We start from the raw sequence: 25,744 nt of genomic DNA on the forward strand, positions 1-25,744 counted from the left end.
ATTTTCTATACATACTGTTTATTTAACCTCAAACTTTTCTTTTCCATCAGAAAAGCAGAGTCTAGCTGTCGTTTTCAATCCATTTGCTGCTATCTCCTTGCCTGGACGTTGCTGTGCCACAAAAGTCATAGAAAAACCATTAGGTCCAATAAGCTGTCCTCCTATACCACCTTCAACATTAAATGTCTTTACTTCATAAGCAGAAGCCTTGGTACCTTTGCCGGGGACAATAAAGTAGGCTTGCACCGTATTTCCGGTAGCTTTATGACTGACCGTACCTGTGGAAATAGGGACATTCTCTTTTTGATCGACTTTATAAATCCAACCCCTTCTGATCGGTTCGGTCTGACCTTTAATGACACCAGTCTGCATACTTTTATTATCCTGACGTATCGGCAAAATATGGAGATTCGATTTTTTACCCTGCACGGTCAGCTTGTTGTCCGAAACAGCAATAGGGTGCTCACTTTGAAACAGTGCTTCGTACAAATTCTCGTTGGCATTCGCAGTTCCCAACCAATCGATCATCAACCACAGTCCGGGCTTGACAAACAGAATATCCCGTTGATGGGTGAATGCTACTAACGTGTCTGGCCTTTTTTCGCCAATATACTCAAAATCCGCATAGCCATTATTATATACAGCGCTCAAAAAATCAAATTTATCATTACTCGTCCAGGCTGCCTTATTCTTTACCCACTCCGTCTCCTTAGACTTCTTGTTTTCGTACAGTTCCTTCCGCCCATGCCTCATCTGGCTCAGTCCGTTGGGGATCACTGTATTGTGGGCTAGGGATGACCGATAATATTTTCTCCATACACTCGCTCTGTTGTATATGTAAAAACCGGGATCTATCAAAAAGAGCTCTCCATCCGCCGCCAATTCAAAGCTGAGCTTATCTTCCTGCTGATGAGCCGTGCCATAAGGTCCAGCCTTGACCACCATATAGTTGTCCGCTTTGGCCCAGCCCGACCGCATGACATAATATCCTGCCCAATCAAAGGAGACGGAAGTATAATCCGGTTTGGTCCCTTGCCGTCCATCACTTCCATACCATTGCAGTACACCGGTATCTCCGATCGTTCTGGTAATACCCCTTATCCTTTTACGGATGTCTCCACCATTGTCACTTCGCTGCCTCATCTCGTTAAATGCAGGAATCGTACCGTCCGGCCTTGAAATATTCACTACGAACTCTGCCATCTTTTTCAACCTTTCCCTGAACTCCGCCGGAACTTCCTTTCCCGCATCATTTGCAGTGACCATGAAAGAAGCAAACGAGCTCATTACGCCTTGATGATAGCTTGGGCAAAGCTCTGTTTCCACCCCGTCCGGATAGACCACACCCTTCATCTGGTCCAGCCCTCTTTCCAGTGCCCAGTCCGTCCAGGTTTTTGACTTGGTAAATTCGGGAAGACATAGCGATATCCTCAAGAGTACACCTGCGTCTGCCACCCCCATATTGTGGTAATTGAGATACGGGTATTTTTCCATCCGTAACATGTGGTTATATATCCCTTGCATAATAATAGTAAAACTTTCGGGATCCAGGCTGGGGGATTCTATAATAGAGAACAAGGAATACACGGTATTGCTTAGTCTGGAAGAAACCGACAGCTTACTATACATCAACCGATCAAACTCTGAAGGGATATTGCTATTGTTTTGTGATGGCCTCTCCTCAAGTGGTACGGGATACTTCTCTATAAAATCACGCATCAAATAGATCAGTTCTTTTGCAAACCGTTCGTCTCCGGTAGCCCTATAGGCTTGTGCCAGCTTAGGTAACCCTCTAAATCTGACCGTATTGACCACCCATTCGGGATTTAATTCCAATCCATTCCTGCCGGTCGGATTATACAACCAGTCAATTCCATTCTCAAAAGTATAGGTCACCCCTTGATACGAATAAGTTCTTTTGAGTAATCTTTCAGCCTCAGACTGTTTTTTGGAGGCATCTTTTTTCAAATCCCCTATTTTAAGTATTTTTTGCGCCAATCCTTTGTTTGCCACAAAATAGGTAAACAAAGCTTTTCCTGCCCCCTCATAATCCTGTTTTGCCACGGCTGTCCGTACCGTATTTAACTTGGAATTTCCTGCATCCAGCTTATCGTAAAAATCTTGTGGATCCAACGAAAAAACAGGGTAATCGTACACAGGAGAAGGTTTTAATCTGTCTGTATCTGTCTTGCTATGCGCAAGAGGAATGCGACCTTGAGCCACATGGCCCAACGATACAAAAAACAAAACGATGGTAATAAATCTTAAATTCATGTACAGTGATTTTTTATATATGCCAATCTATTTCTGCAGGCTCATTTAGGTGAAATAATCAAAATATACTCGTTTACGTTACTGAATATAACGTTTCTCTCCATCCCCACCAAGCTTTCATTCAACTTTTTATGCGCATACCTATTTATCTTGTCCTAACTACACTTTTAAAACTTAGGACGGTAAGCGCTAATTTCTTTTAAGGGTAAAAAAACCTTGCATTCGTTTACGTCGGCCTTTATCCAGGTATTCCAACTTGTAGAAATATGTGCCATCCAAAGTGCCCTCACCAGAGAACACATTCCTTCGGTTGTCATATCCCACAATCTCTGCCCGAACCTTACCGTACTGATCAAATATGATCATTTTGTTGTCCGGATAACGGTGGATGCCCTGGATGACCAGTATGTCATTGATCCCATCTCCATTCGGAGATAGCGCGGAATTTACCTGAACCGCTTCAACCTTGTCATTGACTACCTCAATCGTTGCTTTGACAGGATCGGCAGGCTCATGGTTATCATCACCTGCCTGCGTAGCCGTCACAACGATCAAACCTCCTCGGTACAAAACAAGGCTATGGGCTGATACCGTAGCCACCGTCACATCATCTACCGCCAGTGTCACCGGGAGATTGCTATTGGACGAAACAGGCAGCTCCACCACGCCATCACTCAGCAAAACCTCCCCTGGTGCCGACAAACTGATCTGTTGTCCGGCTTTGGTTATAGAAAATTCTGCTCCGGTAAAATGGATGGTATAATTGCTCGAACTCAGTGTACCCTGTCCAATCGCATACACGCCTACGTTCTCCCCCTCTTCCCGGGATAGCGATCCGCTGAATGCTGTGGATTCCGTATCATCGTTTATCAGTCCGACTGCCGTAAAAGTCAGCTCCGGATCATCTTTACCATATACTTTGTGTTGTATGGCTGCAGTCACCACTACCTCTACAGGATCTACCTGTATATTCAGCACCTGCTCTACACCTTCAAAGAAATCCGTTTCTTCCAAACTGACGATCAATGTGCTTTCCCCGCTGCGGATGGCCGTGGCATCGAAAGTACCGGGAGAAGGAATTGAAAAATGAAGCAATGGCTCAGGCTCAGGATTCGATACCACACTCACTACCGGAGCTGGTAGATCAGTATTACTGTGGATGACTTTCAGTATCCCGGTATCGCCATAACGGAGCTTTATCCCAACTTCGGGCACCTCATTTTCATTCCACAGCACGTTCAGCACAGGGATTTCCCGGGCGTATGACCGTTCAAAAGCCCCGATATCTACCTTTGCCCCCTGTACACGCCGATTGCCGTCCAGATCTGTACCCCATGCAGCATCAATGCCTTTCGTAGGCATAGGGTTCCCTTCTCCGCCTCCTGAGGATTGCAGGGCAGACCATAGTACTTCGTTGCTACCCGCATCGATAGCCGGACTACTTTCTCGTAAGAGGTAAATTCCGGCCGCAGGGGCTTCAAAGAGATTCCCTACCGTCAAGCCCGAAGGGATATCAGCGATATTACTGCCTCCGTCGTTGCCATTAATGAGGTTGTTGTTACTTTTGCCACTGTTGACCCCGACATTGATACCGTTGCTGGCATTTACATTACTAACATTAATGGTACTATTTTCAGTCCCCGATAAATTAGTATTACCCCATATAATGGAATTGTTTATTATAGGCAGCGCATTAATACCGGTACTGCCCCGTACTTGGTTTCTGATTCCTGCCCCCGTAGCTGCTTTATTGCCGGAGATGGTCACATTCGTCAAGCTCAAAAGGTCAGCTCCATCGGCACGTATGCCCCCACCGGTCCCACTGGTATGGATAGCCTCATTGCCGTAAATAAGCACATTCACCATTGTAGTCGATGTTGCTCCCCATGTGTGGAAACCGCCACCATAGCCCGCCACGTTCTTAGCTATCTCGGAATTAGTGATAGTCATCCTACCTGCATTGAATATTCCGCCTCCGAGACTGGATGCTGCCGTGACTCTATTATTTCTTATCGTTACATTAGTCAATACAGTATGTCCCGTCCCGTTGACAACATACAAACCTCCACCCCGACTATCAGCCTGGTTTCCGGAAACATCTAAATTTCTCAGCAAAGGGCTTCCTCCACTGTTGTAAATACCGCCACCTGTTCGTTCTTTGTCAGTTGCTCCGGTGAATGTTATATCATCCGCATTGCCTCCTGTAATGGTAAAGCCATCCAATATTGCGGAACTGCCCATACCGGACACATTAACCACATTATAGCTATTCTTGCCTTTGATCTGTGCAGTCGGGGTGGTGATGATGATGGCCTCATCATTTCTGTCAATATCCCCGGACAATATGGTAAGATTATTTTTCCAGTCGCGTTCGTCCAAATTGGTCTCAACACCGGTAAAACCACCGTAAACGGCCACCCCGTTTGACAAGCGAAAGCTAGCCTGTCGCTCAGCAACGGTCACATGGACCGGATCTACCGGAACTATTGGTGTATACACACCTTTGGCCACCCATATTTGATCGCCGTATCTCGCTTTATCCAATGCCGCCTGCAAACCTGTATGAGCTCCCTCCCAAGTCAGCCCATCTCCAGGGGCAGTATTTTCGGCATTGACATAATGAACCTTCTGGTCCTGCTCTACCTCCCATTGTTCATCGCCCTCTACAATACAGATCCGTTCTTTGGTGACCAGGCCATTGCCGGAGATCTCATTGCCCGGTTGTTGCTGTGCAATAAAAGTCAATGTCTTGCCGTCCGGGCCGGTCAGCTGTCCACCAATTCCCCCTCCTTCTACTGCAAATGTCTGTACGGTATAAGCGGAAGATCCTGTTCTTTCCCCTGGAACAATAAAATAAGCTTGTACGGTTTTACCGATCACTCTTTGAGCAACTGCTCCGGCGGACATCGAAACCAGCTGATCACTGTCCGCTTTATATATCCACCCCCTTCTGATCGGCTCTATCTGCTCCGACACCACATTAGCTTGAAGCTCCTGCCCTTCCTGCTCTATCGGCAAGATATAAAGACCAGATTGATTGCCTCGGATAAAAAGATTTTTGCCCGATACAGTCATAGGATACTGGCTCTGAAACAGGGCTTCATACAGATTCTCGTCCGAGTTGCCCGGATCCATCCAATCGATCATCAACCATAGCCCCGGCTTGATAAATAAGACATCTCTCTGATGCCCAAACTCATGCAGCACGCTAGGTGTACTCCCTGCTATATGAATGATATCCGCATATCCGTTTTCATATTTCGCACTCAAAAAATCATATTTCTCATTGGTGAGCCATATCGCTTCATTCGGCCTGTCATTTTCCCACAGACTGCGCTGATGGTTTCTCATTTGGCTCAATCCATTAGGGACAACCGTATTGTGCGCTAGGGATGATCTAAAATATTTTCTCCAGATACTACCGCTGTCATAGGTATAAAAACCGGGATCGATCAAAAAAGGTTCGCCGTTGGCAGATAGCTCGAAGCTCAACTTATCTTCTTGCTGATGAGCCGTGCCATAAGGACCTGCCTTGATAGCCATATAGTTGGCATTTCTGTCCCAACCCGACCGCATCACATAATATCCGGCCCAATCAAATGACATCGACGTATAATCCGGTGGTGTTCCCTCACTTCCACTACTCCCATACCACCTGAGCACACCATTCTCGTTCGTTGCATTAGCGATATTCCTCACCCTGCTCCTCACGGCTGTACTGGCTCCATCGCTCTGCTTTACTTCGTTAAATGCAGGCAGGTAGCCATCCGGTCTGGCAAGGTTCATCAGAAATCCAGCCATCTTTTGAAGCTTTTGTACAAATACGGACGGAACTTCATTTCCCGCAGCGTTAGCGATTTCCATAAAGCTTGCAAAATTATTCATCACCCCCGTGTGGTAGCTTGGGCAAAGTTCTTTCTCGACTCCATCCGGATAGACCACACCATTCATCTGGTCAAGCCCCCTTTCCCAGCCCCAGTCCATCCATTCTTGGGACTTATTCAGTTCCGGAAGGACAACCGCCATCTCCAGGATTACCTTAGCATCCGCCACCCCCATATTGTGATAATTGAGATAAGGGAACTTTTCCATTCTCAGCAGATGGTTATAGATACCCTGCATAATGGTGACAAAGCTGTCGTCATCCAAGCTTGGGGATTCTATAATGGCAAACAGCGAATACACCGTACTTCTCAATCTGGAAGATACCGAAAGCTTGCTGTACATTAGATTGTCAAATTCTGAGGGAATACCTCCCGAATGTGTTTCATTTAACGGAACAGGAAATTTCTTGATAAAATCCGTCATGAGGTAAACCAGTTCCACGGCATAACGTTCATCCTTGGTCGTCCGATAAGCATTTGCCAATACGGGTAACCCCCTAAACCTCACAGTATTCACCACCCACTCAGGGTTTAGTGCGATACCATTCCTACCGGTCGGGTTATACAGCCAGTCTATTCCATTTTCAAACGTATGCGTGACTCCCTGAAAGGTATACGTTCTGTTCAGCAGCGCTTCCGCAGCAGCCGGTTTGGTACTGCTGGTCTGCTGTGCAGGTATACCCAGGACATTCTCCCGAAGCGCCTTGTTTCTGATGAAGTACGCGCGCAACTCTTCGCCGGCTTTCGGGTAATCTCCTATATCTACGGCATCTTTTACGTCCTGCATATCCAGGTACTGCAGATTCATGCCGGAATAAAAATCCCCGATATCCGTAGAAAAAACAGGATAATTGTACACCGGAGTGGTCGTATACACCTTTGCTTCAGCATATAGGCCTGCTTCCCGTGACCCTAAATAGCCTCCGTACAGACTATTCATCAAAAAACAACCGATAGAAAAAATCAGCATTCTATATCGAAGGGATAAACCTCCTGTTATCCTACCTTTGTCGCTCACCATATCTAATTTATTTTAACAGGTTGAGAAGTCATGTTGTAGGGGGAAATCCTCCAGGTAGCGGATGCCCCTACAACATCTTCATGCCTCCGACCCGGTACCGCAGTCCGATCTCGTGTGTACTGTTGGTGATACGCTGATTAGCAGATCTGCTGCTCACATTGAACTGGTAGCTGTAACCAATACCGAAATCTTTGATATTGAATTGCAGCAGCCCCGACAGGTCTCCTTGGTTCTGTACCCCCATCCCTACTCCAAATCTTTGTGCAAAGAAAGCCAACGCATTGACATCAAAGCGGGTCTCTATCCCTTCCATGTGACTCAGCATAAGAGAAGGTTTGATATGAAATCCTTCATTGACTTGAAACAGGATACCCCCTGTAGCATAATATACCTGGCGAAAATCGTAATCCTCTTGTTGACGTTGCTTATCCAATACCAACCGTGGAATAGAAAAACCTATATACCACTTATCTTCCTTAAAATAGGACGTCCCCAGACTCATCATACCCTGAAAGTTACGGACATCATCCCGGAAAGCAGGATCGGTCATGTCCAAATCGAAAAAATCGGACTTATGGAAGAGCAGACCACCACCCACGGACAAGCCTAGGTATTCATCCTTGGACAATCGTACCTTTGAGGCTATATAGCCCCCTACCTCACTGTCACGAGTAGCACCGAGCCTAACTTGTTTTACATCGACTCCAATCGTGATTCCCAAAGATTTGACACCTACATGGCCACTCGCCCAATACGCCCGTGGGGCACCATCCATTCCAATCCATTGCAGACGACTCAGTACAGCTGCCCCTCCCTGGGGATCCATCATACTCAGCGAACCATTGAATGAATTTCGAAATTGACCGAACTGGTTGTAGCTCAAGCCGTGTTGTCCTTTCCCCACATACGGCAGAGAAAGCAATATACCTACAATGATAAGGGTTATATGTTTTTTCATTAGAATAAATTGTTTTTTTGAAGTTATCAGTGATCAGTTTCTTAGGACTGACCACTGACTACTAACATCTAATTTTTCCTTTTCAGTTCGAAGAATCCCTGATAATTTCTCCGCTCGCCATTGACTGTCACACTCACACGATAGAAATACGTTCCGTGACGGAGTTTTTCTCCTGTGAATATATTCTGGTGATTGTCATATCCAAATATGCGATCCAGCACCTTGCCCGTACGGTCAAAAATTGTAACTTGATTATCCGGGAATTTCTCAATGCCTTCAATCCTTAGGAAGTCATTGATACCGTTTCCATCCGGCGAAACTGCAGGATGTACACGTACTAGATCATCTATTATCCGGATTGTTGCCCGCACAGGCTCCGCAGGTTCATACATACCATTGCCTTCCTGTGTAGCCGTTACAAAGACTGTACCGATAGTATGCAAATTCAAGTTGGTTCCCGACAGGCTCGCTACACTGGCATCATCTACTACCAACGTGACCGGAAGCCCACTGCTTGAAGATACAGTCAATGCAAGTACACCTGTACGCAACTCTATCAGCTCGGGGGCATCAAAGGTGATCTCCTGTGACAATCCATTGATGGTAAAATTCTCTTCCACATAACGCAGCGTGTAATTTTCGTTGCCCTCTACTATAGCCAGTGTACCTTGTTCTATCGGATAGGTTCCTTTATCCTCTCCTACCTGTCTGGTCAGCGTCCCGGTCAGTATATCTGCTGGCTGATCATTGTTGACCAATCCTTCTACCGTAAAGGTAAGTGGTGGGTCATTTTCGCCATGTGCTTTGCTAACGGCATCGGCCGTCACGATCAATTCTTTAGGTACTATCCGTACATCCAAAACCAATATAGCCTCTTCAAAATCATTTGTTTCCGCAGAAGTAACCGTCAACTGCCCTGTTCCAATAGTAAGAGCAGTCGCTTCGGCAGGACCGGTTGCAGATGATAAGCTCAGCAATGGATCGGAAACCATCGTCGGCACTGCGTCGCCGGTGGTGGTTACCGTCAAGGTACCTTGATCACCATAGGAGAGCTCCAGTCCAGTAGACGGCACAGCGTCGCCGTTCCAGAATACCCGCAATGCAGGAACAGCAGATGGTATGTGCTCATAAGCACCCAGATCCACCGTATTGGTCAATATCCGGGCTCCACCGGCCAGATCTGTACCCCAAGCGGCATCCGCCAGGTTGCCGGGCATAGGATTGCTATGGCCTTCCGCGAGCTGTATGCCTTCCCACAATCTCTCATTGCTTCCTGCGTCGATGGCCAAGTTGCCTGCCAGCAACGCATAATTCCCGTCTGAGGACGCAACGAAGATATCGTCTACCGTCAATCCCGATGGGATACCGGTAATATTACCAACACCGGTAGCTGTAGTCTGGATCAGGTTATGACTGCCGACATTGACCGTACCACTGTTTGAATTAGCCACAACAACGCCATCAAGATCTAAATTGCCCCATACAATACTGTTGTGAACGGTAAGATTATGAGTAGCAGGGCTTTGCAGCCCCGGCCCGGCACCAGCGGCTCTATTGCCCACGATCGTCACATTGGTCAACGTAAGCTTACAGTCCTGACGGCCACGTACCCCTCCACACCCGGCACTCCCAACTGCAGTATTGCCATACACCAAAACATTGGTCAATGTGCTTTCTGAGAGACCCCAATCCTGGAATCCACCTCCATGAGACGCCGTGTTGTTTGCTATTTCAGTATTGACAACAGCAAGTTTACCTCCTGTTATATATATACCTCCTCCATAAGCAGCAGTGGCACTGATACCTCTGTTATTTCTGATCTTAGAACCGGTCAGCTTGGTGATTCCTCCCGATATATATATACCTGCTCCGTGCCCGTCACTTTGGTTTCCACGAATGTCCAGATTCCTCAATGTAGGGCTTCCTGTACTATTGTAGATCCCTCCGCCTGTTTTTTCTGCGGCAGTATTACCTGCCGCTGCATCATCAGCGCTACCTCCCGTGATTACGAAACCATCCAGTACAGCCGTGCTACTGACACCGGAAGCTGTTACCACAGTGTAACTATTACCACCCTTAATCTGATTTACCGGATCGGTGATGATACCATCTGTGCCCGTGTCGTCGCCATCGATATCTCCCGATAAGACGGTCACATTGGTTTCCCAGTTTCGTCCGTCCAATGTAGACTCCGTACCGACAAAGCCACCATACACTTCTACACCATTTTTGAGTAGAAAAGTAGCCTCACGATTTGCCGGATCGGCCGTAGGCTTGTACACACCTTTGGAGACCCAAATCTGGTCACCACTAGAGGCTACCGCCAACGCTTGTTGTAAATCCGCAAAAGCTCCTCCCCAGGATAGACCGTCCCCAGGGCTGGAATTGGAAGCATTTACATAATATGTGTTCTGCGCTATTGCAGACAGGCCAGAGCACAATACCATGATCACCAACAATACGACCGAGACAACAGCATTGCAACGCTGTACACCCAGCCAACGAATAGGTCGGTAAATTCTTGGGTAATTGGTTTTCTTCATATCAGTTAGTTTTTATTTTAGTTATCAGTGGTCAGTTATCAGTTGGCAGTATTCTCAAATGACCCAATTTTCAACTCTCCATTTTCAATTATCAATTAATCTTCCAGCTCATGATGAGCCTTCAGCCGGACGATAAACTCCGGTGAAAGCTGCACGCTTTTGTTTTTAAGATAGCTCAACACATCCTGTCCCAGTCTTGTCCCCAAATGGTTAAATCGGACTTTTCCATTGATTTTCATAAAATCACTATATAAAGTAAGCAAATCCTCCGGAGCTGTATCCGAATATTGGGGTAGAAACAGCTGGCAGTTCACAAAACTGGTACCTAAAACTGTATCCAGTCTCAGTACTTTGTCTTTTGCATAATACGGCCGGAACTTGCAGTTTACAAAAGTCACTGATCCCTGGTACTTTTCCTCGCCTCCCAAGCTCACATGGTCGATAACACTATCTTCCAACACCAGTTCTCCTAAGTTCCTTCCCATATTGCAGATCACATTGTCACAATCCTTGATCCTGACAAAAGGCACCAGGCTTTTTTCATCCGGTGTTCCATTCAACGGATCGAAAGAAATATGCGAGCCACCGAGAGAGGTATGCTCCAATTGGATATTCTCCAAAAGAATCTTCGCATTGCAAGACAAAAAAGAACCGTCATAAGAAAACTTCTTTGGCAGCAAAAAACTGTCAGGAGAAGGTACTCTCATGATCCGTACTCCTTTTTCACGCCCCTTCACAGAAATGTTCTTCAGTACAATATGATCAGGAAAGAACAGCTTCCCACTCTTTTCGTATGACTTTATCGAGGACACAGCGATAAGCCAAAAAACGGTACCTGACGCTGCATTTTCCTCGTAATCAATCTTCACATCCTCAATCGTGATACTTCGGCCATACCCTATATTGTACATATAATCTACATCTCGAGTTGCATACCTCAACAAGGCACCTGCACTTACTCCCGCGGGATAATAGGTACAATTTCTGACCAGTATATCACCGTCCCATCTGGAACCATAATCGCTCCTGAATGTGATGATAGCCGATCCACGACAAGAACTATTTTCTACACGCAACTCCCCACCTCCAGTCACTGTAATGCCTTTTGCCCCGATTTGCGAATCTAGAATATGAATATTGTACCCATAAGAATGCACATCAAATCTATTTAAAGTACACTTTTCCAAACGGATATTTTTCGTATAATTGGTACCAAATACTCCCCAGTGTATCCTTCCCGCCTCTGCTGTGATATTGCTAAAGAGCACATTCATAATGACATTGCCCGAAATGCCATACGTACCCTGCGGTACATTCGTTTCTTTTGTTCCTCTCGTCTTTTCCCAAGGAATCAAGCGAACATTTTTTAGCTGTAGATCGTAAGCCCTCGAAAAGGAATAAAAACCGCTCCTGGAGAGCATAGCAATATCTTTGTTTCCAGGCTCCACACCCACCCACTGATTCTTGATAATGGTTCTGCTACGCTGTACCTGTATACCATTGGACATATAACCTTTATCCAATACATCCGAACTATGTCCACTGAGAAAAAACGTACCGCCTTCTATGGTCAGATAAGATCTTTCAGCAGGGTAGGCCGTCAGCGAAGTATAGTCTTTGAAATCCAGAAATACCTCTCCCAAAATCCGTCCATCTTCTTCTACCACAAAAAAGTCTTGCTTATTTCTACCGGGATGAGCATTTCCCCCTTGACGAGCCCCTACCTTATCATTAGCATCCACAATGACGATCAAGCTATCTGCATATCTGGTCAATGCCGGGATGTTGGTATCTTTGTTTTTCAGCGCTTCCAGCACGGCTTTTTTGTCCGTATCAGATAATGTTATCTTTACACTTTCCCGTCGTCCGGTGACCTTGAACCGAGCTGTGCGTGTATTCTGTCTTTCATCAATATGAAAAATGGTCTTACCCCAATGTACATCCGTCTGTATGACGATGTCATCCGTTTTTCCTATCCAGAAATCCCCTCTTGTATTCTCAACAGGAATATCGTTCTCATTGGCATAATGGTGTGCGGCTTTGATCTGCTCACCATCGTCATTCTTCCCATCCGATCTGGCGCCAAACATCTTGTAGTTTACCTTATCCACATTGATGAGTTCTGCCGCCAAGCCACTGCGCAGCGCAATAATCCCTCCTTCATCGGCCTTTTCCGGTGATTTGATCACCTGGTACTTGGCATGTCCTCCATCTCCGGCTTCATAATAACCCTTGGTCTCTATATAGTCTCCTTCTTTGAGCGACCGGTCTTGCTTCATTTCCACGACACTGTCATAAAAAATACAAGGGCTCTTGTCAGCTTTCTTTTGTATTTCCTTCTCACGGGCAACAGCCGTGGTAGACATGCCTGATAGTCCTGCGACTCCCAGTACGGACAGCATTTTGCGACGGCTGAACAGCCCTTCTTGATCTTGATTATGGAAAGAATGCTTCTTCATCTAATTATTTTTTATATCCGTCAAAAAAATTAATGACTGTCTCTAAGGTTTCTGGTGAAATCCAATTGATGTCCCGAGGACGATACAACTGTAAGCCCGCATCTTTGCCGTACAAAGCGTATACATTTTTCGCTTTTTCTACGGATTGTATAATAGATCCGGTATCTCCATAACGGTCTAAGGTAGGTGCCACCACCATCACCGGCCGAGGAGCGATACAGGATAAGATCTCTTCCATATCTACCGGAGCTTTTTCAGGTATATCCGCAAAGAGTCCCAAGCGCGGAATGAAGCCATGCAAATGCGACATACTACGGAGGGATTCATACTGGCTGTTGGATGTGCGATAGGGTGAAAAACCCGATACCGAGGCCAAGGCCTTTACCCTTTCGTCCAAAGCAGCCGTATACAGGCCTACGGTGCCACCAAGCGTATTGCCCAATACGAAAACATTGTTTTCATCTACTTCGGGGATTTTACTTAGCCCATCTAATACGGCCTTCACATCATCCACCATCTTACCCATCTTGGACCAACCGGGAATCCGGTTATAAAACCCAACCGCCTCTTCCATTCGGGTACCAAACCCAAATTGATCAAAAGCTACTACCGCATAACCTTTGGCCAACAGTTGGCCAAACAGTATATGATTGGATGGACCGCCATTCAGTTTGTTATATCCTTTGGAATAGCCTGTAGAATGGGCATATTGATGGAGATATATAACGACGGGGTATTTCTTTTCTTCGAGTTTTCCCTGTGCGTTTTTTGGATAATAGATCCTGACCGGCAAATGATCGCCAAAAGCGGTATAAGGACCATAATATTTTGCTATGCCGTTTTTCGGTTCTGGTCGGCCAATAATAGATTCCAGCCAGTCATATCTGGACTTGATAGAAATATCTACCCTATCCGGCAGGACACTTCCCGGCCTGTCTCCCAGTAACCATTGAAGATTCTGTTTTGCCGCTGTCCTGTCCCGTTCAAACTCCTCCATATTTTTATATGTAGGTTTTACCGCGACCGTTTTTAGATTCTGGGCCTCTGCACGTAATGCTTTATTGCGGGCAAACCATGCATCAAAATCATAAGCATAAAACAATCTATTGTGCCAAACTATATCATTTCTTTTGAAATGTTTATCTAAAAAATCTAAAGTAAACTCCACATCCCGGGCTGCTACCGCATGTTCTCCTCTACGGGTATGGACGCCGACCCGATCCCCTTCACCAAAAAAATCGTACACTTTCTTGACCGAATAGTAGTTTTGTTCATTTGCCCAGGCATTCAGTCCCCGTTCTGTCACCGAATAATGAAACAGTAAAGGACGTGGTGCAATGAGTGCCGCCAAGGAATTTTGGTCTACCGGCAATTTATCTTCATGACCAAAGAAAAACCGTAATCTGGGGTGAAACCAATGTACATTGGCCGCAACGACCAGATCCAGTGTCTCGCTGGCGTACTGCGGATCTCCAAATCGCCAGGGAGCATCCCCTCCGGTACTTGAGCTGCTGCTCACGACAGCCCCGATACGCTCATCAAACGCCGCAGCCCAAAGCGACTGTTTGCCGTTTCGGGAATGTCCGGTGATGGCAATCTGCTCTTTATTGATTTCGGGTCTTGTATAGAGATAATCCACCACACGTGAAGCTCCCCAGGCCCTCCGCATCAACATGCTGAAATCATAATCGGGATAGATAGCTTGAAATGCTTGCGTATCATCCCAATTGTCACTAGCTGCATAAGTACATACAGCATATCCTCTTCGCAGGGCCAAGCGCCCCCAATCCAGGTGTGTATATTGGGTCATGAAGACAGGTAGATTTTTTCCACCAAGCGGTAGCCACAGTTCCATATGCAATTTAGCCGCTTGGGATGGCCCAAAATTCAATCTGATTTTTTGAATACGAACTCCGTCACCGACCGAATCCAGCAGGATTTCGCTACTCATGTTTTTCGGAGCTTCTGGAAAGTTTCCTGAAATCCAGTATTTGTACTGTTCCCTGATCCATTGTTTTTTGTCCTGCCATTCTTCCTTAGTCTTGATGGGATACTCCTTTCCGTCCTTTTCATAGACCAATGGATCGGGCAAAAAAGGTGTGGATTTCATCTTGGAGAAATCGGGTGGCAGCTCCCCACTCCTTTCCAACCACTCTACCCAGGTACTGTCTTGATGGGTAGCCCTACGTGTATTGGCCTGAAACCGTTGATCAATAATAATATGTTTCAGATCGGATAAATATTGCTGTCTGATCGTACGATCTTCCTGCCCATGCACATGATTGACAAATGAAAACGCAAACAACATTAAAAATGCATAATAGATCTTTCTCATTACTTCCGTGTATTTTTTATATTGCTTTTTCCATTAATGAGGATACATGATTTTTGTTTCTTTTCCCATGAGACGAAAGCTTATTTAACTAACCCATAATCTATTCCTCCGGCAAGATAGTGATCTCCAATTCCTTCACAACCTGCTTTGTGTCTGATATGGTCGCATTGGTTGCAATAAAGACCACCTTATACACCCCTGGCTGTTCATAATAGTGAGTGTGTGATTCCATCGGAAAGTCAGTATATTGTTTGAGCGCAACACTATTGTCCGCTCCAAGGTTAATGTCTGTACCGATCTCAAATTTTCGGGACACCCCCCACATTTCATAATCTTCCCGATAATATGGACTCGCCGTACCGTAATAGGCAAATAAGAATATGGAACTGGTAATGACCGTCCCACTATTTTCAGCGATCTCAGCCGGAGTCAGAAAAGGATGCACCAACTGCCATTGCATGCCTGCATAATTGGCCAAAACGATATAATTCTGTCCCAGAGTTTCTACCATAAGGGAATGTCCTTGTACCCTAAAGTTTCGGGATACAGATCCCGTAAACCCTCCGGGGGAAGTCACCCTATAAGCAAGGTAAAACGGCTTGCCCGACTCTAGATCAATAAAATCAGTAATTGCCTGCGTACCCGAGTGAGCCCACACGTTTTGCCACGTACCTCGCTCTCCCCAATAATACAAATCAGTCAGTGGCGTCCAGGTAGCTGCGCTCACACTGGCATAATCGTAATTTCCGTTAAAATCCGAGGAAATAAAGAGGTCATGGTTTACGTCGTTTTCAGCACCAGGGGGTGTATTGTGGGTACGGAAAGAAAAATGCACATCTTTCACTTCGTCTACCCGGTTCTTGTCTCGATACTCATAGGCATTGCCCAACTCTCCGGAGTAAAATGAAATCTGGTTCGCGTCGCCCCCGGTAATCGTGAAAACAACGGGCTCTCCTACCTTGAATGTCGTCTTTTCTACCGATACATCAAAGGTAAGCGCCTTTTCATAATCAAATTTTTGACAGGACATTATCCATGTCAGTGATATTACGGTCCATGCAAAAAATATCTTTTTCATAATTGATAAATTTAATATCCATAATTCTGCGGCGTCAGCCCTCTGTTCCAAGCCATTTCGTTAGATGGCAGAGGCCATAGCAGATCTTTTCTACCCGCATTCTGATAATATTTCCGGAAATTATTTCCATTGGTAGAAAGATCGGGAGCAATCCCAAGGATAGGATCCCCAAAAACAAAATCAACCCTTATCCTCTCCATATACTCTTCATATTTGCCCCATCGCACCAGATCTCCTTTTCTCAACAGTTCGAACGCAAGTTCACGCGTACGTTCTTCTTCGATCAGTTCCTGAAAACCTTCATAACTGCCGTATTTGGCCTCATCAAACTGGTAGTCGGAAGTGCCTCTGCTACTCACATAAGCGGTAGCCCTGGCTGTAGTACCCCCCGAAATCGTAACGGTAGGTGCCGAAAAATAGCCACTGCCGGGGTTGGTCACTTTGATATGCGTCAAAGTTCCATTGGTAGGATGTACGAATGCGATCGCCTCAGCACCGGTTCCTCCGCCCCCTGTAAGTGTAATCGTAGGAGGCCCCGAAGGGAAAGCACCGGTCCCGCCATTTTGACCTGAAGCTGTACCTACGATGATCATCCTGACCTGCTCCCCGGGCAGGTCTTTTCCATAAGCTCTCCTTCTCACCTTGTTTACAGCATCTTTAGCGGCTTGGGTCGGCATACTATGGATTTGGTTTTCGGCCTCGGCAAACATCAATAATACATCCGAAAACCGCAACAAAGGAAAATTGATTGGCCCGGCATTCTTAGCTTTCGGAAGTACGGTTTCCAATTCCCGGCGCCATTTGGCACTTGTTCTTGAGGCTCCCCACTTGACACTGATATTGACCCTCGTTTCGTAAGCCGGCGTACCTGCTATGGTATAGTTGGAAATGGTCCAGTCCCTTCGCTCATCGGGAGAAATATACGATTCAGGTTCCGGATAGCTATACCAGGTACGGGCTGGAATGTTATAGTAGCCATAACTGTACACATGCCCCTTGTCGTCATCTCCTGTGTACCGTATTCCGTTGTTGCTACCTACCCTTCCGGTCTCTGAATAACCACCGTCGTTAATCCCATTGCCGTAAAACTCTACTTCCCAGATAGACTCCTTAATATCATATTGATCGGTACAATAGTTGATAAATACCTGCTCAAAAGAAGGGTTGAGATCATGCTGAAACCCATCATCGGGATCGGGCTGCATCACCTTGTAAGCATAATCGCGGGCGTCCTCATATTTTGTGCGGTCTCCGACCGGATAGCCTGCCCAATGCAGGTACACCCGGGCCAGAATGCCTCGCACAGCAGACCTGTTGACTCTCCCACCATGCCCTACTTGCGCAGCTGTCTTGACCAGCTTCTCTGCTTCTTTCATATCGTATTCGATCTGTTTATACACTTCTGCAGCAGGGGTACGCTCTGCATAGACTTTAGAGGGATCCTCGATGGAAGCGGTCATCAGGGGTATGTCTCCCCAATTCGTGACCAGAAAGAAATGATAATAGGCTCTTAAAAACAAGGCTTCTCCACGGATCACTTCCCGTTCCTCATCATCCATATCCGCCCGGTCTATATTTTCCAACAAGAGATTGGCTCTGTTGATCCCATCGTACCAGGTACGCCAATTGGCAGCCACTAAGGGATCTCCCGGAGAGGCGAGGTTGTTCTCCACAGCATTTGTGTTATGCGCTCTGTAGTGGGATTGGTCTGCATCCAGTCCCATCCGGCCGAGCATATAGTTCCCGTAGGTTTCCGTCTTTCCCAAGACGTCGTAGACGCTCGCCAACGCGGATCTGACCTGGGGGCCATTGCGGTAAAAATTCTCCCTTGCATTGTCGGAAAGGGGTTGCTGATCCAAAAATTTACTACACGAACCAAGCACAGATACGACTAAGATCGCTATGAATACATGGGCAGTTTTTATAGTCTTCATAATGTCCATCATTTATTTTCCTAAAAATTCAATCTTGCTCCAAATACAACTGTCCTGGCCTGTGGGTAAGCCGAAAAGTCAAAGCTAGGGGTCAATACGGAGTTTCTGACAGACACCTCCGGATCAAACCCGGTATAGTTGCTCCATGTCAGGAGGTTTTGGGCCTGCACATTGAGTGTCAAGCCGGATATCCTGTACCTGTCCAGATATTTCTTTGGAACACTATATCCCAACTCTATTGTCTTTAACCTCAAAAAAGAGCCGTCCTCTATTGTCTTCGACGAATACCGCCCGCCCGGACCCCATCCTCCTGCACGATAATGTTCATTGGTCTGGTAATCCGGTGTCCATCTATCCGCATAAGAAGCGAATTGGTTCAGATTTCCCGTCGACCCACCTTCGAAAAGCATCCTATTGGCGTTAAAGACATCCCTACCCCATACCCACTGCAACAGCACGCCAAGCCGAACCCCCATATACTGTACACTGTTGTAAAAACCACCGGTATGTATAGGTGTACCGCGCCCGATAATGGTCCGGTCGCTATCATCGATGATACCATCGCCGTTGAGATCCCTATATTTGATATCACCGGGCTGTACAGCCGCTTCTGTAGCATTGTTGGCCGGGATCCCAGGCAGCAGCTGAGAATGATCGCCTTCTCTTCCTCCTACGAAATCCTCGTATTGATAATTGCCTTCCCAAATGTACCCGTACATCTGACCGGCCGGCTGTCCCACTTCTGTGATATAAAGAGGTATGGAGGTATAGCTATTGTGCCACGAAACAGTCTCCAGCCATATATTTTCTCCTTCGGTCAGGCTCAAGACTTCGTTCCTGTTAAAAGTAATATTGAAATTGGATTCCCACCTAAAGTTCTTTTTTCGGACATTCTGGGTAGTCAGTGTGAATTCCAATCCACGGTTGCGCAAGGCACCGATATTCTTAAAAACAGTATTGTACCCTGTATGGCGAGGCATATTAGCATTGAGCAATAGGTCATGTGTAGTACGGGAATACCAATCGAACACAAACTCAACCTTGTTTTTGAGCAGCGAGAGATCTAATCCTATGTCAAATTGCTCCGTAGCTTCCCATTTGAGGTCAGGATTGCCCAGTCTAGCAGGAACAGCACCTATGATAGGGCTGTCATTTCCCCAGGAATAGGATCCACTCTGTTGAAAAGACATGATGTCGTAAGGTGCAAAATCACTCACCCGGTTGTTTCCCGTCATTCCCCAGCTCACCCTGACTTTGGCATTGTGTATCTCCTTTATATCCTTCATGAAAGACTCTCGCTTGAGCTGCCAGGCAAAAGCGCCCGACGGAAAATATCCCCACTGGTTTTTCTTAGGGAACCGAGATGAACCGTCCGCCCGTAAAGTTGCCGTAAAGAGGTATTTGGAACGATAGTTATAGTTAGCCCGTCCGAAGAACGACGACAGGGTATACTGTGAAGAAGTACCGGCAATGGTATAAGCCTCTGCCTGTCCAAGACCATCAATCCCCAGACTCTCATCCGGCGAATTGATCCCCACAAAACTACCGGACTTACTGCTGCTTTTCTGATTGGAAAAACCTAACATTCCTTCTACATTATGTTTTTTCTCAAAAGCCCGCTTGTAGGTCAGTATATTCTCATTGGACCAGGTCAGCCTTTCTGACCAGCTTTTGCCACCCCATTGCCCACGTACATTCTGCGGATTTATCTCATTTCCCCGACGGGTCTGGGAATTGTAAAAATACTCTCGGTTGTCCGTTCGGGTGTTGATGGAGCCCTGTGCTTTAAAAGTCAGGTACCGTCCTATCTTGTAGGAAAAATGAGCATTGCTGACCAGATCGTTCATTAACCTTTTGTTATACTCGTTTTGTGCATCCAATACCGGATTTACACGATAATCGTTAAGAAAATCAATATCATCATCCAAAATATCATTCACCAGATCATCCTCATCAAAATCGATCCGGGTCGTAACAGGCCTATATCCCCATAACGAGAACAGCAAATAAGCCGTCTGCGAGGATGTACCCGCCCCACCCGCCGCGGCACGGGAACCGTAAGAAGACCTGCTGCTGTAATTCAGGTTGATACCTACATCGGCCCTTTTATCTATTTTTTGGGTCAATGCAAAACGTCCCTGATATCTATCCTGGCCGGTGTTGATAATGATCCCGTTATTGTTGAATACTGAACCGGACAAAGAATAGTTTGTCCCTTCGGAGCCACCTCGAATAGCCAGTTGATGGATATGGGTCTTACCCGTTCTCAGTACCTTGTCCTGCCAGTCAATACCCTTGACATTCCGGTAATCTTCTAATGTCCTGCCTTCTGTGAGGTATCCCGCGCCATTGTTCCGATCTATCTGATAACGGACAAATTCGTAGGGATCCATCACATCCACCGATTGCACAATATCCTGCATACCGAAAGATGCTCTATAAGATACTTGAGGCTTGCCGATACGTCCTTTCTTGGTCTCGATCACGATGACTCCTCCCGCTGCCCGTGCACCGTAGATAGCTATAGCCGACGCGTCCTTGAGGACGTTTATAGACTCTATATCGTCCATATTCAGCGAATTCGGATCGAAATGCTCATTGGGAAAGCCGTCAACAACAAACAGTGGCGATATATCCTGTGTGAGCGAACCTGCCCCTCTGATCACGATTCCAGTACCTTCTTCTCCGGGCTGTCCATCGGAAAGATTGACCTCTACCCCTGCAATACGGCCTGCCAGAGCCTGGTCAAAAGACATCACCGGAGCTTCTGCCATCTGCTCTACATTCACTATACCTACGGACCCCGTCAGATCTTCCCTCTTTTGCGTACCGTAGCCCACGACTACGACCTCCTGCAAAGAGTTGGTACTCAACTCCATATTTACAATGATCGACGCCCGGTTTCCGATACTGACCTCCTGCTCTTCATAACCCACCAAAGAGAAAAGCAACACATCTTTGGGGCCTACCGATAGGCCAAACCGACCGTTCGAACCTGTAGTCGTGACAGTATTCTTTCCTTTTACTCTTACGGTTACACTTTGGAGAGGTTCGCCAGATCGACCATCATAAACCACTCCTTTGATAGCTTTGGACGTCTGGGAAAAAATAGGTTGGCTGGCAAAAACCATAAACATGAGCAAGATCATCTTCAAAAGCTCTACGCCATTTACTCTTTTCTTCATAATTATAGATTTAATATCTTCTAAAATATCTATTGGTAACGTAAACGAAAGAGTATCATAAAAAACTAGCACTCACAATTATGTAAAATAAAAAGCCAAAAATTAGGTTTAAAATGCTTTTGTTTACGTTACCGTAAATATAGGAATTATATATTTATATATTACAATTTTTTTTAGAATTTTTAGAGGATAATATATTTTTTTTCGTAAACTTTAGGAAAAGCTATTCTTTACAGGTCTATTAAATAAAGAAATCTTCCGAAATTTAAAAAACTTCGGCCGTCTGTATGCGCCAGCCTAATACCATTACTGTACATTATTGGGCAGTTGCTGACAGTATATCAGCACCTTGTCTTTTGACCGCTTCTCTACCGTCAGTCCTACCTCGCCTGTCCGATTGTATACCAATGTCCAGTTATTGCCCTGTGTATCTATCAACTTTAAAACATCCTTATTATCAACCCTTTGATCTATCGCTGTATGCACCAGACTCTCTTTATCATCTCCGGTGGCTTGCAGAACATGCAGAAAATTAGTACGCTCCCTCGAAGCGGCATCACTCACCTCGACACGCCATTTTCCGGTCAATTTATAGGTTTGATCCCATGCGTCCCTAAGTGGAAGTTCCCAATTTCGACCGGAAGCCCAAAACTCTTTACCCTCCCCTCCCACGACATGGAATCTAGGCTTTAAGGGAAGAACGGTCTTGACCATCAATTTCCCGCCATTTACCGAGCCCCATTCCAATGAATCGGATGAAAAATAAGGTTTGTTTTGGAAATGCAGCAAGAACTCCTTTTTCTGGTCTGCCTCAACAGATACTACCCTATCGTAAACTACAAAAATATCGGGCTTCAAGTACAAAAACTGCCTGATGACCTCTTTTGATTTTACGAGAGAATAACTCTTGGAAGCGTCCCCCACCGCATAAATAAAATCCTCGCTACCAGTCAATGCAACAGGCTTAGCTTTATCCTTAACATACTGACCACCATGGTTATAATAGGTACTCCCATCTGCCTTGAATCCTGCCGGTTTCCAAAAGTGTGGCATATCCTCTTTCGGATGGTGTATCAATAAGGTATTGTGTGCTACGCTCTGCGCCGCAAAATTGTGATGATGTGCAGTGGTCGTTCTGCTTCCGGCATCCAGGGCCAGAAAATCTTTCTTATAGATGATAAAACTCAGTTCATCGTAATGTTGATGGTTCCCCGCAGAGGCACCCATCCTAAAACTTGCGTAGGTATCCTCTGCTTTTTCGCCTGATCGCATCAACAATATCCCATAGAAGGGAGAATAAAAATAAGGAAGATATTTTTTGGTGTATTGGTTCTTTTTCACTTCGCCTTCATCAAAATGGATCAATATATAAGGTATAAAGGGGAACAATCCTCCTACGTTGCTACCTACATTATTGTCGACCAGGTCTTTCATATAAGCATATACATATGCTGCTTTCGCAGGATAGCTCTTGGAATACAGATGGGCTATCTGTGCATAATGTGAATACTGCTGCCGTACGGCAAAAAGGTTATTTTCATGACTAAGGTCTCCTATTCCGTGATACAACATCCGTCCGTTTACAAACTTGATCTTGGCCCAGTCGAACCAGATTGGAAAGTCCAGCATCTGTGTCCATTTTTTGGAGAGATCTTCACCAAAGGCGGATTGCCAGGTATGGAAAAAATTAAAGGTGGCATGTGGATAGTCACCAAAAGAATAGGTCACCGTGGCCGCCCCCAGCACACCCGATCCAGCCGCAGATTTCTCCCTATGGTTGAGCATATTTACAAACAGCTTTGCACCGTCTTTTATAAATTGTTCGGTCAGACTATCATTCACACCTTCTCCATGCCCCGCAAGTCCTGCGAACCATATCAATGCATCTTCCCCATAATTGCCCGCCGCGGCACCACCAAATGTTCTTTTGAATGTAAATTCTCCTTTGCGTCGGGAAGCTTTTCTCGTGTATTCGAGCATAGGATCCAATATTTCTTTTTTTTCTTCTACAGTCATACCGGAACATATCCAGTCGTATGCCGTAAAAGCATTGATGCGGGAATATCCCGTGTGTTCCATTTTGAGACCGTTTTTAGAAGTCCAGGCAAGCACCTGATTGAAAAGACGCAGATAGGATTTGGCTTTCTCGGCGTATTTTTTATCACCTTTGACTAGGTACACCAAAGCCAGTTTGACGGCCTCTTCACCTCCATGATACTCAAAATGACGAATCCCATAAGAACCTTTACCCAACGGCACTTTCTCCCCGGAAGGAAGTGTCTTCACCAAAGACTCCTTCAGCACAAAAGGTGCCCTATCCGGCAGCTTATCCACTTCTTTGACCAATTTATCAAAACGATCCTTCTGCTTCGTTAGGACATATATCCGCATTGCTGCCAACGTACTATTATTGACAAACATACGGGGATGTTTTGTATCTAAATTGTGTAACCAATCCTCCCCTTTCATCCGGTCGGGATATAGCGGGATGAAGTCCTGCAGCCCCATCGGTATAGAGGATACGGTGGTCGCTCCTTTAGCTTGCTGCTCCCATAAAGAAATACACATCAGCACAAAAAAGGTAAAGAAGACACGAAGTGCATTGGGCATCATAATCATATTTTGTCTCACTTTTAGATTAGACCTGCCACCAGACGAAAAGGAAGACTAAAAGTCTTGCCGTCGGTGCCTAACGCATTGTAAAAAGCTGTTATTTTTTTGTCATTTCAGCTATCTGATAAGCCTGCGTTGTGGTGTAATATTTCGCCAACATATTATGACATTCCCATCTGGACGGCGGGACAATCTCCTTTTCTCCATCTATCTGATTTTTCTCAGACGAAATACGCCACCCTTTCTTTTCCCGTGACAGCGAAAGATACGGATATTTCATCTTGATTCGTGTAAAATTGGCTTGCAAAGCTTCTTCGATGCCCGTGAGGTCTCCTCCATTCGGCTCGATAAACACATCTGCTCGGTTTCCAGCTTCGATTCTCAATGTTGCCTTGCTCCCCCTTATGATGGATTCATACGAATCTTTCTCTCCTGCTATTGACTCAAATCCCCAGGTAGAAATAATTTGGACATGCGTTCCTTTCAATGTATAGTCAATTTCACCATTTGAGTGAATCTGCAGAACACTATCTTTTGCATATTCGTTGAGGTAATCGGGATAAGCGTCCATTGCAGTTGCTTTTTTGAACTGTGCCGGCGTAATTTCTGTTGCCCATGTTTTGGCCGAAGTAATATGAATATCTTTACGATAGTCTATCGGTGTTTCCGGAAAACAACTCCATTGCACAATGTCCACAAGGTGTGTAGTGACATCTGTCAAACCATTGCCCTGCTGTTTTACATCAAAAAACCAAGCGGGTCTTTTGGATCCTTTCCAATACAAATGGTTGTTCTTTTGTATCACAGCCGGATTTTCTGCTGTCCCTTTGACCAACACTCCGAAAACTTCGGGAGTAGCTATGAGTTCTTTCTGTAAGATATAGGGCACAAATCTACGCATACTCATACTGGGCAGATCCGATATATAATTGCCTTGTCGCTCGGCAACTTGAAAGGCATTCTCCAACATTTCAAAATCGCCGGCAGTCAATGCCATAGGCTTATCGGCCAAAACATTTATGCCCGCCTTTGCTGTCTTCAATATATAGGTGGATTTGAGTTGGTTATTGCTGGCAATAAGGGCTATGTCACCTTTCTTCTCCTGCAACATTTTTTCCAGATAATCTGCGCCCGTGTAGATCTGGAGACGCCATGCATCTTGTTCCTTACTTTTTTTGTTGAAGCGCTCGATATAGTCGAGATAACTAGTCTGCATATCGGCCCTAGAAGCAGCATATACGGATACCTCTTTGTGAAACAGATGACTAAAAGCCTGTTGAGTATGTACTCCATGAGGGTGTGCAGGAGATAGCACGATCAATTTGAATAGAGGGCCTTGTCCGGCAATATACCGTTTTACCACAGGCATAAATCCCAATGTGAGGAACAAAACCGCACAGAGAATGACAGTTGTGATTTTCTTTTTCATCCTTATGTTTTTAGCATTTATTTTTAAACAT

At 45.7% G+C, this 25,744-nt stretch carries 11 protein-coding genes; all 11 read right to left on the reverse strand.

Annotation, left to right across the window (positions count from 1 at the left end; translation table 11 throughout):
• Positions 1-18 precede the first annotated feature (18 nt).
• Positions 19-2,274, reverse strand: coding sequence for an alginate lyase family protein (locus G5B00_RS14530; protein ID WP_163876931.1), 2,256 nt, complete (start codon positions 2,272-2,274; stop codon positions 19-21).
• 189 nt (positions 2,275-2,463) lie between these two features.
• Positions 2,464-7,179 (reverse strand): heparinase II/III family protein, encoded by a 4,716-nt coding sequence (locus G5B00_RS14535; RefSeq protein ID WP_163876934.1) that lies wholly within the window; start codon positions 7,177-7,179, stop codon positions 2,464-2,466.
• A 67-nt stretch (positions 7,180-7,246) separates the two neighbouring features.
• Complete coding sequence (locus tag G5B00_RS14540; RefSeq protein WP_163876938.1) at positions 7,247-8,137, reverse strand: PorP/SprF family type IX secretion system membrane protein; 891 nt, start codon at positions 8,135-8,137, stop codon at positions 7,247-7,249.
• A 68-nt stretch (positions 8,138-8,205) separates the two neighbouring features.
• A complete protein-coding gene (locus G5B00_RS14545; protein ID WP_163876942.1) occupies positions 8,206-10,680 on the reverse strand; it encodes an MBG domain-containing protein in 2,475 nt (824 codons plus the stop codon).
• 95 nt (positions 10,681-10,775) lie between these two features.
• A complete protein-coding gene (locus G5B00_RS14550; protein WP_163876945.1) occupies positions 10,776-13,139 on the reverse strand; it encodes a hypothetical protein in 2,364 nt (787 codons plus the stop codon).
• A 4-nt stretch (positions 13,140-13,143) separates the two neighbouring features.
• Positions 13,144-15,474: an alpha/beta fold hydrolase gene (locus G5B00_RS14555; RefSeq protein ID WP_163876947.1), complete on the reverse strand. Its 2,331-nt coding sequence runs from the start codon at positions 15,472-15,474 to the stop codon at positions 13,144-13,146.
• A gap of 100 nt (positions 15,475-15,574) precedes the next feature.
• Positions 15,575-16,552, reverse strand: coding sequence for a DUF5017 domain-containing protein (locus G5B00_RS14560; protein WP_163876950.1), 978 nt, complete (start codon positions 16,550-16,552; stop codon positions 15,575-15,577).
• Between the two features lie 11 nt (positions 16,553-16,563).
• The gene (locus G5B00_RS14565; protein ID WP_163876953.1) at positions 16,564-18,486 is read right to left on the reverse strand and encodes a RagB/SusD family nutrient uptake outer membrane protein; all 1,923 of its coding nucleotides are present in this window, start codon (positions 18,484-18,486) and stop codon (positions 16,564-16,566) included.
• Positions 18,487-18,506: 20 nt separating this feature from the next.
• Positions 18,507-21,671, reverse strand: a complete 3,165-nt coding sequence (locus G5B00_RS14570) for a SusC/RagA family TonB-linked outer membrane protein (RefSeq protein WP_163876955.1) — start codon at positions 21,669-21,671, stop codon at positions 18,507-18,509.
• Positions 21,672-21,977: 306 nt separating this feature from the next.
• Entirely contained in the window at positions 21,978-24,284 is a 2,307-nt protein-coding gene (locus G5B00_RS14575) for a heparinase II/III family protein (protein WP_163876958.1), read from the reverse strand.
• A gap of 97 nt (positions 24,285-24,381) precedes the next feature.
• Positions 24,382-25,713, reverse strand: coding sequence for a putative oxidoreductase C-terminal domain-containing protein (locus G5B00_RS14580; protein WP_163876961.1), 1,332 nt, complete (start codon positions 25,711-25,713; stop codon positions 24,382-24,384).
• Between the last annotated feature and the right edge of the window lie 31 nt (positions 25,714-25,744).

The organism is Parapedobacter sp. SGR-10 (assembly GCF_011030405.1).
Classification (GTDB): domain Bacteria; phylum Bacteroidota; class Bacteroidia; order Sphingobacteriales; family Sphingobacteriaceae; genus Sphingobacterium.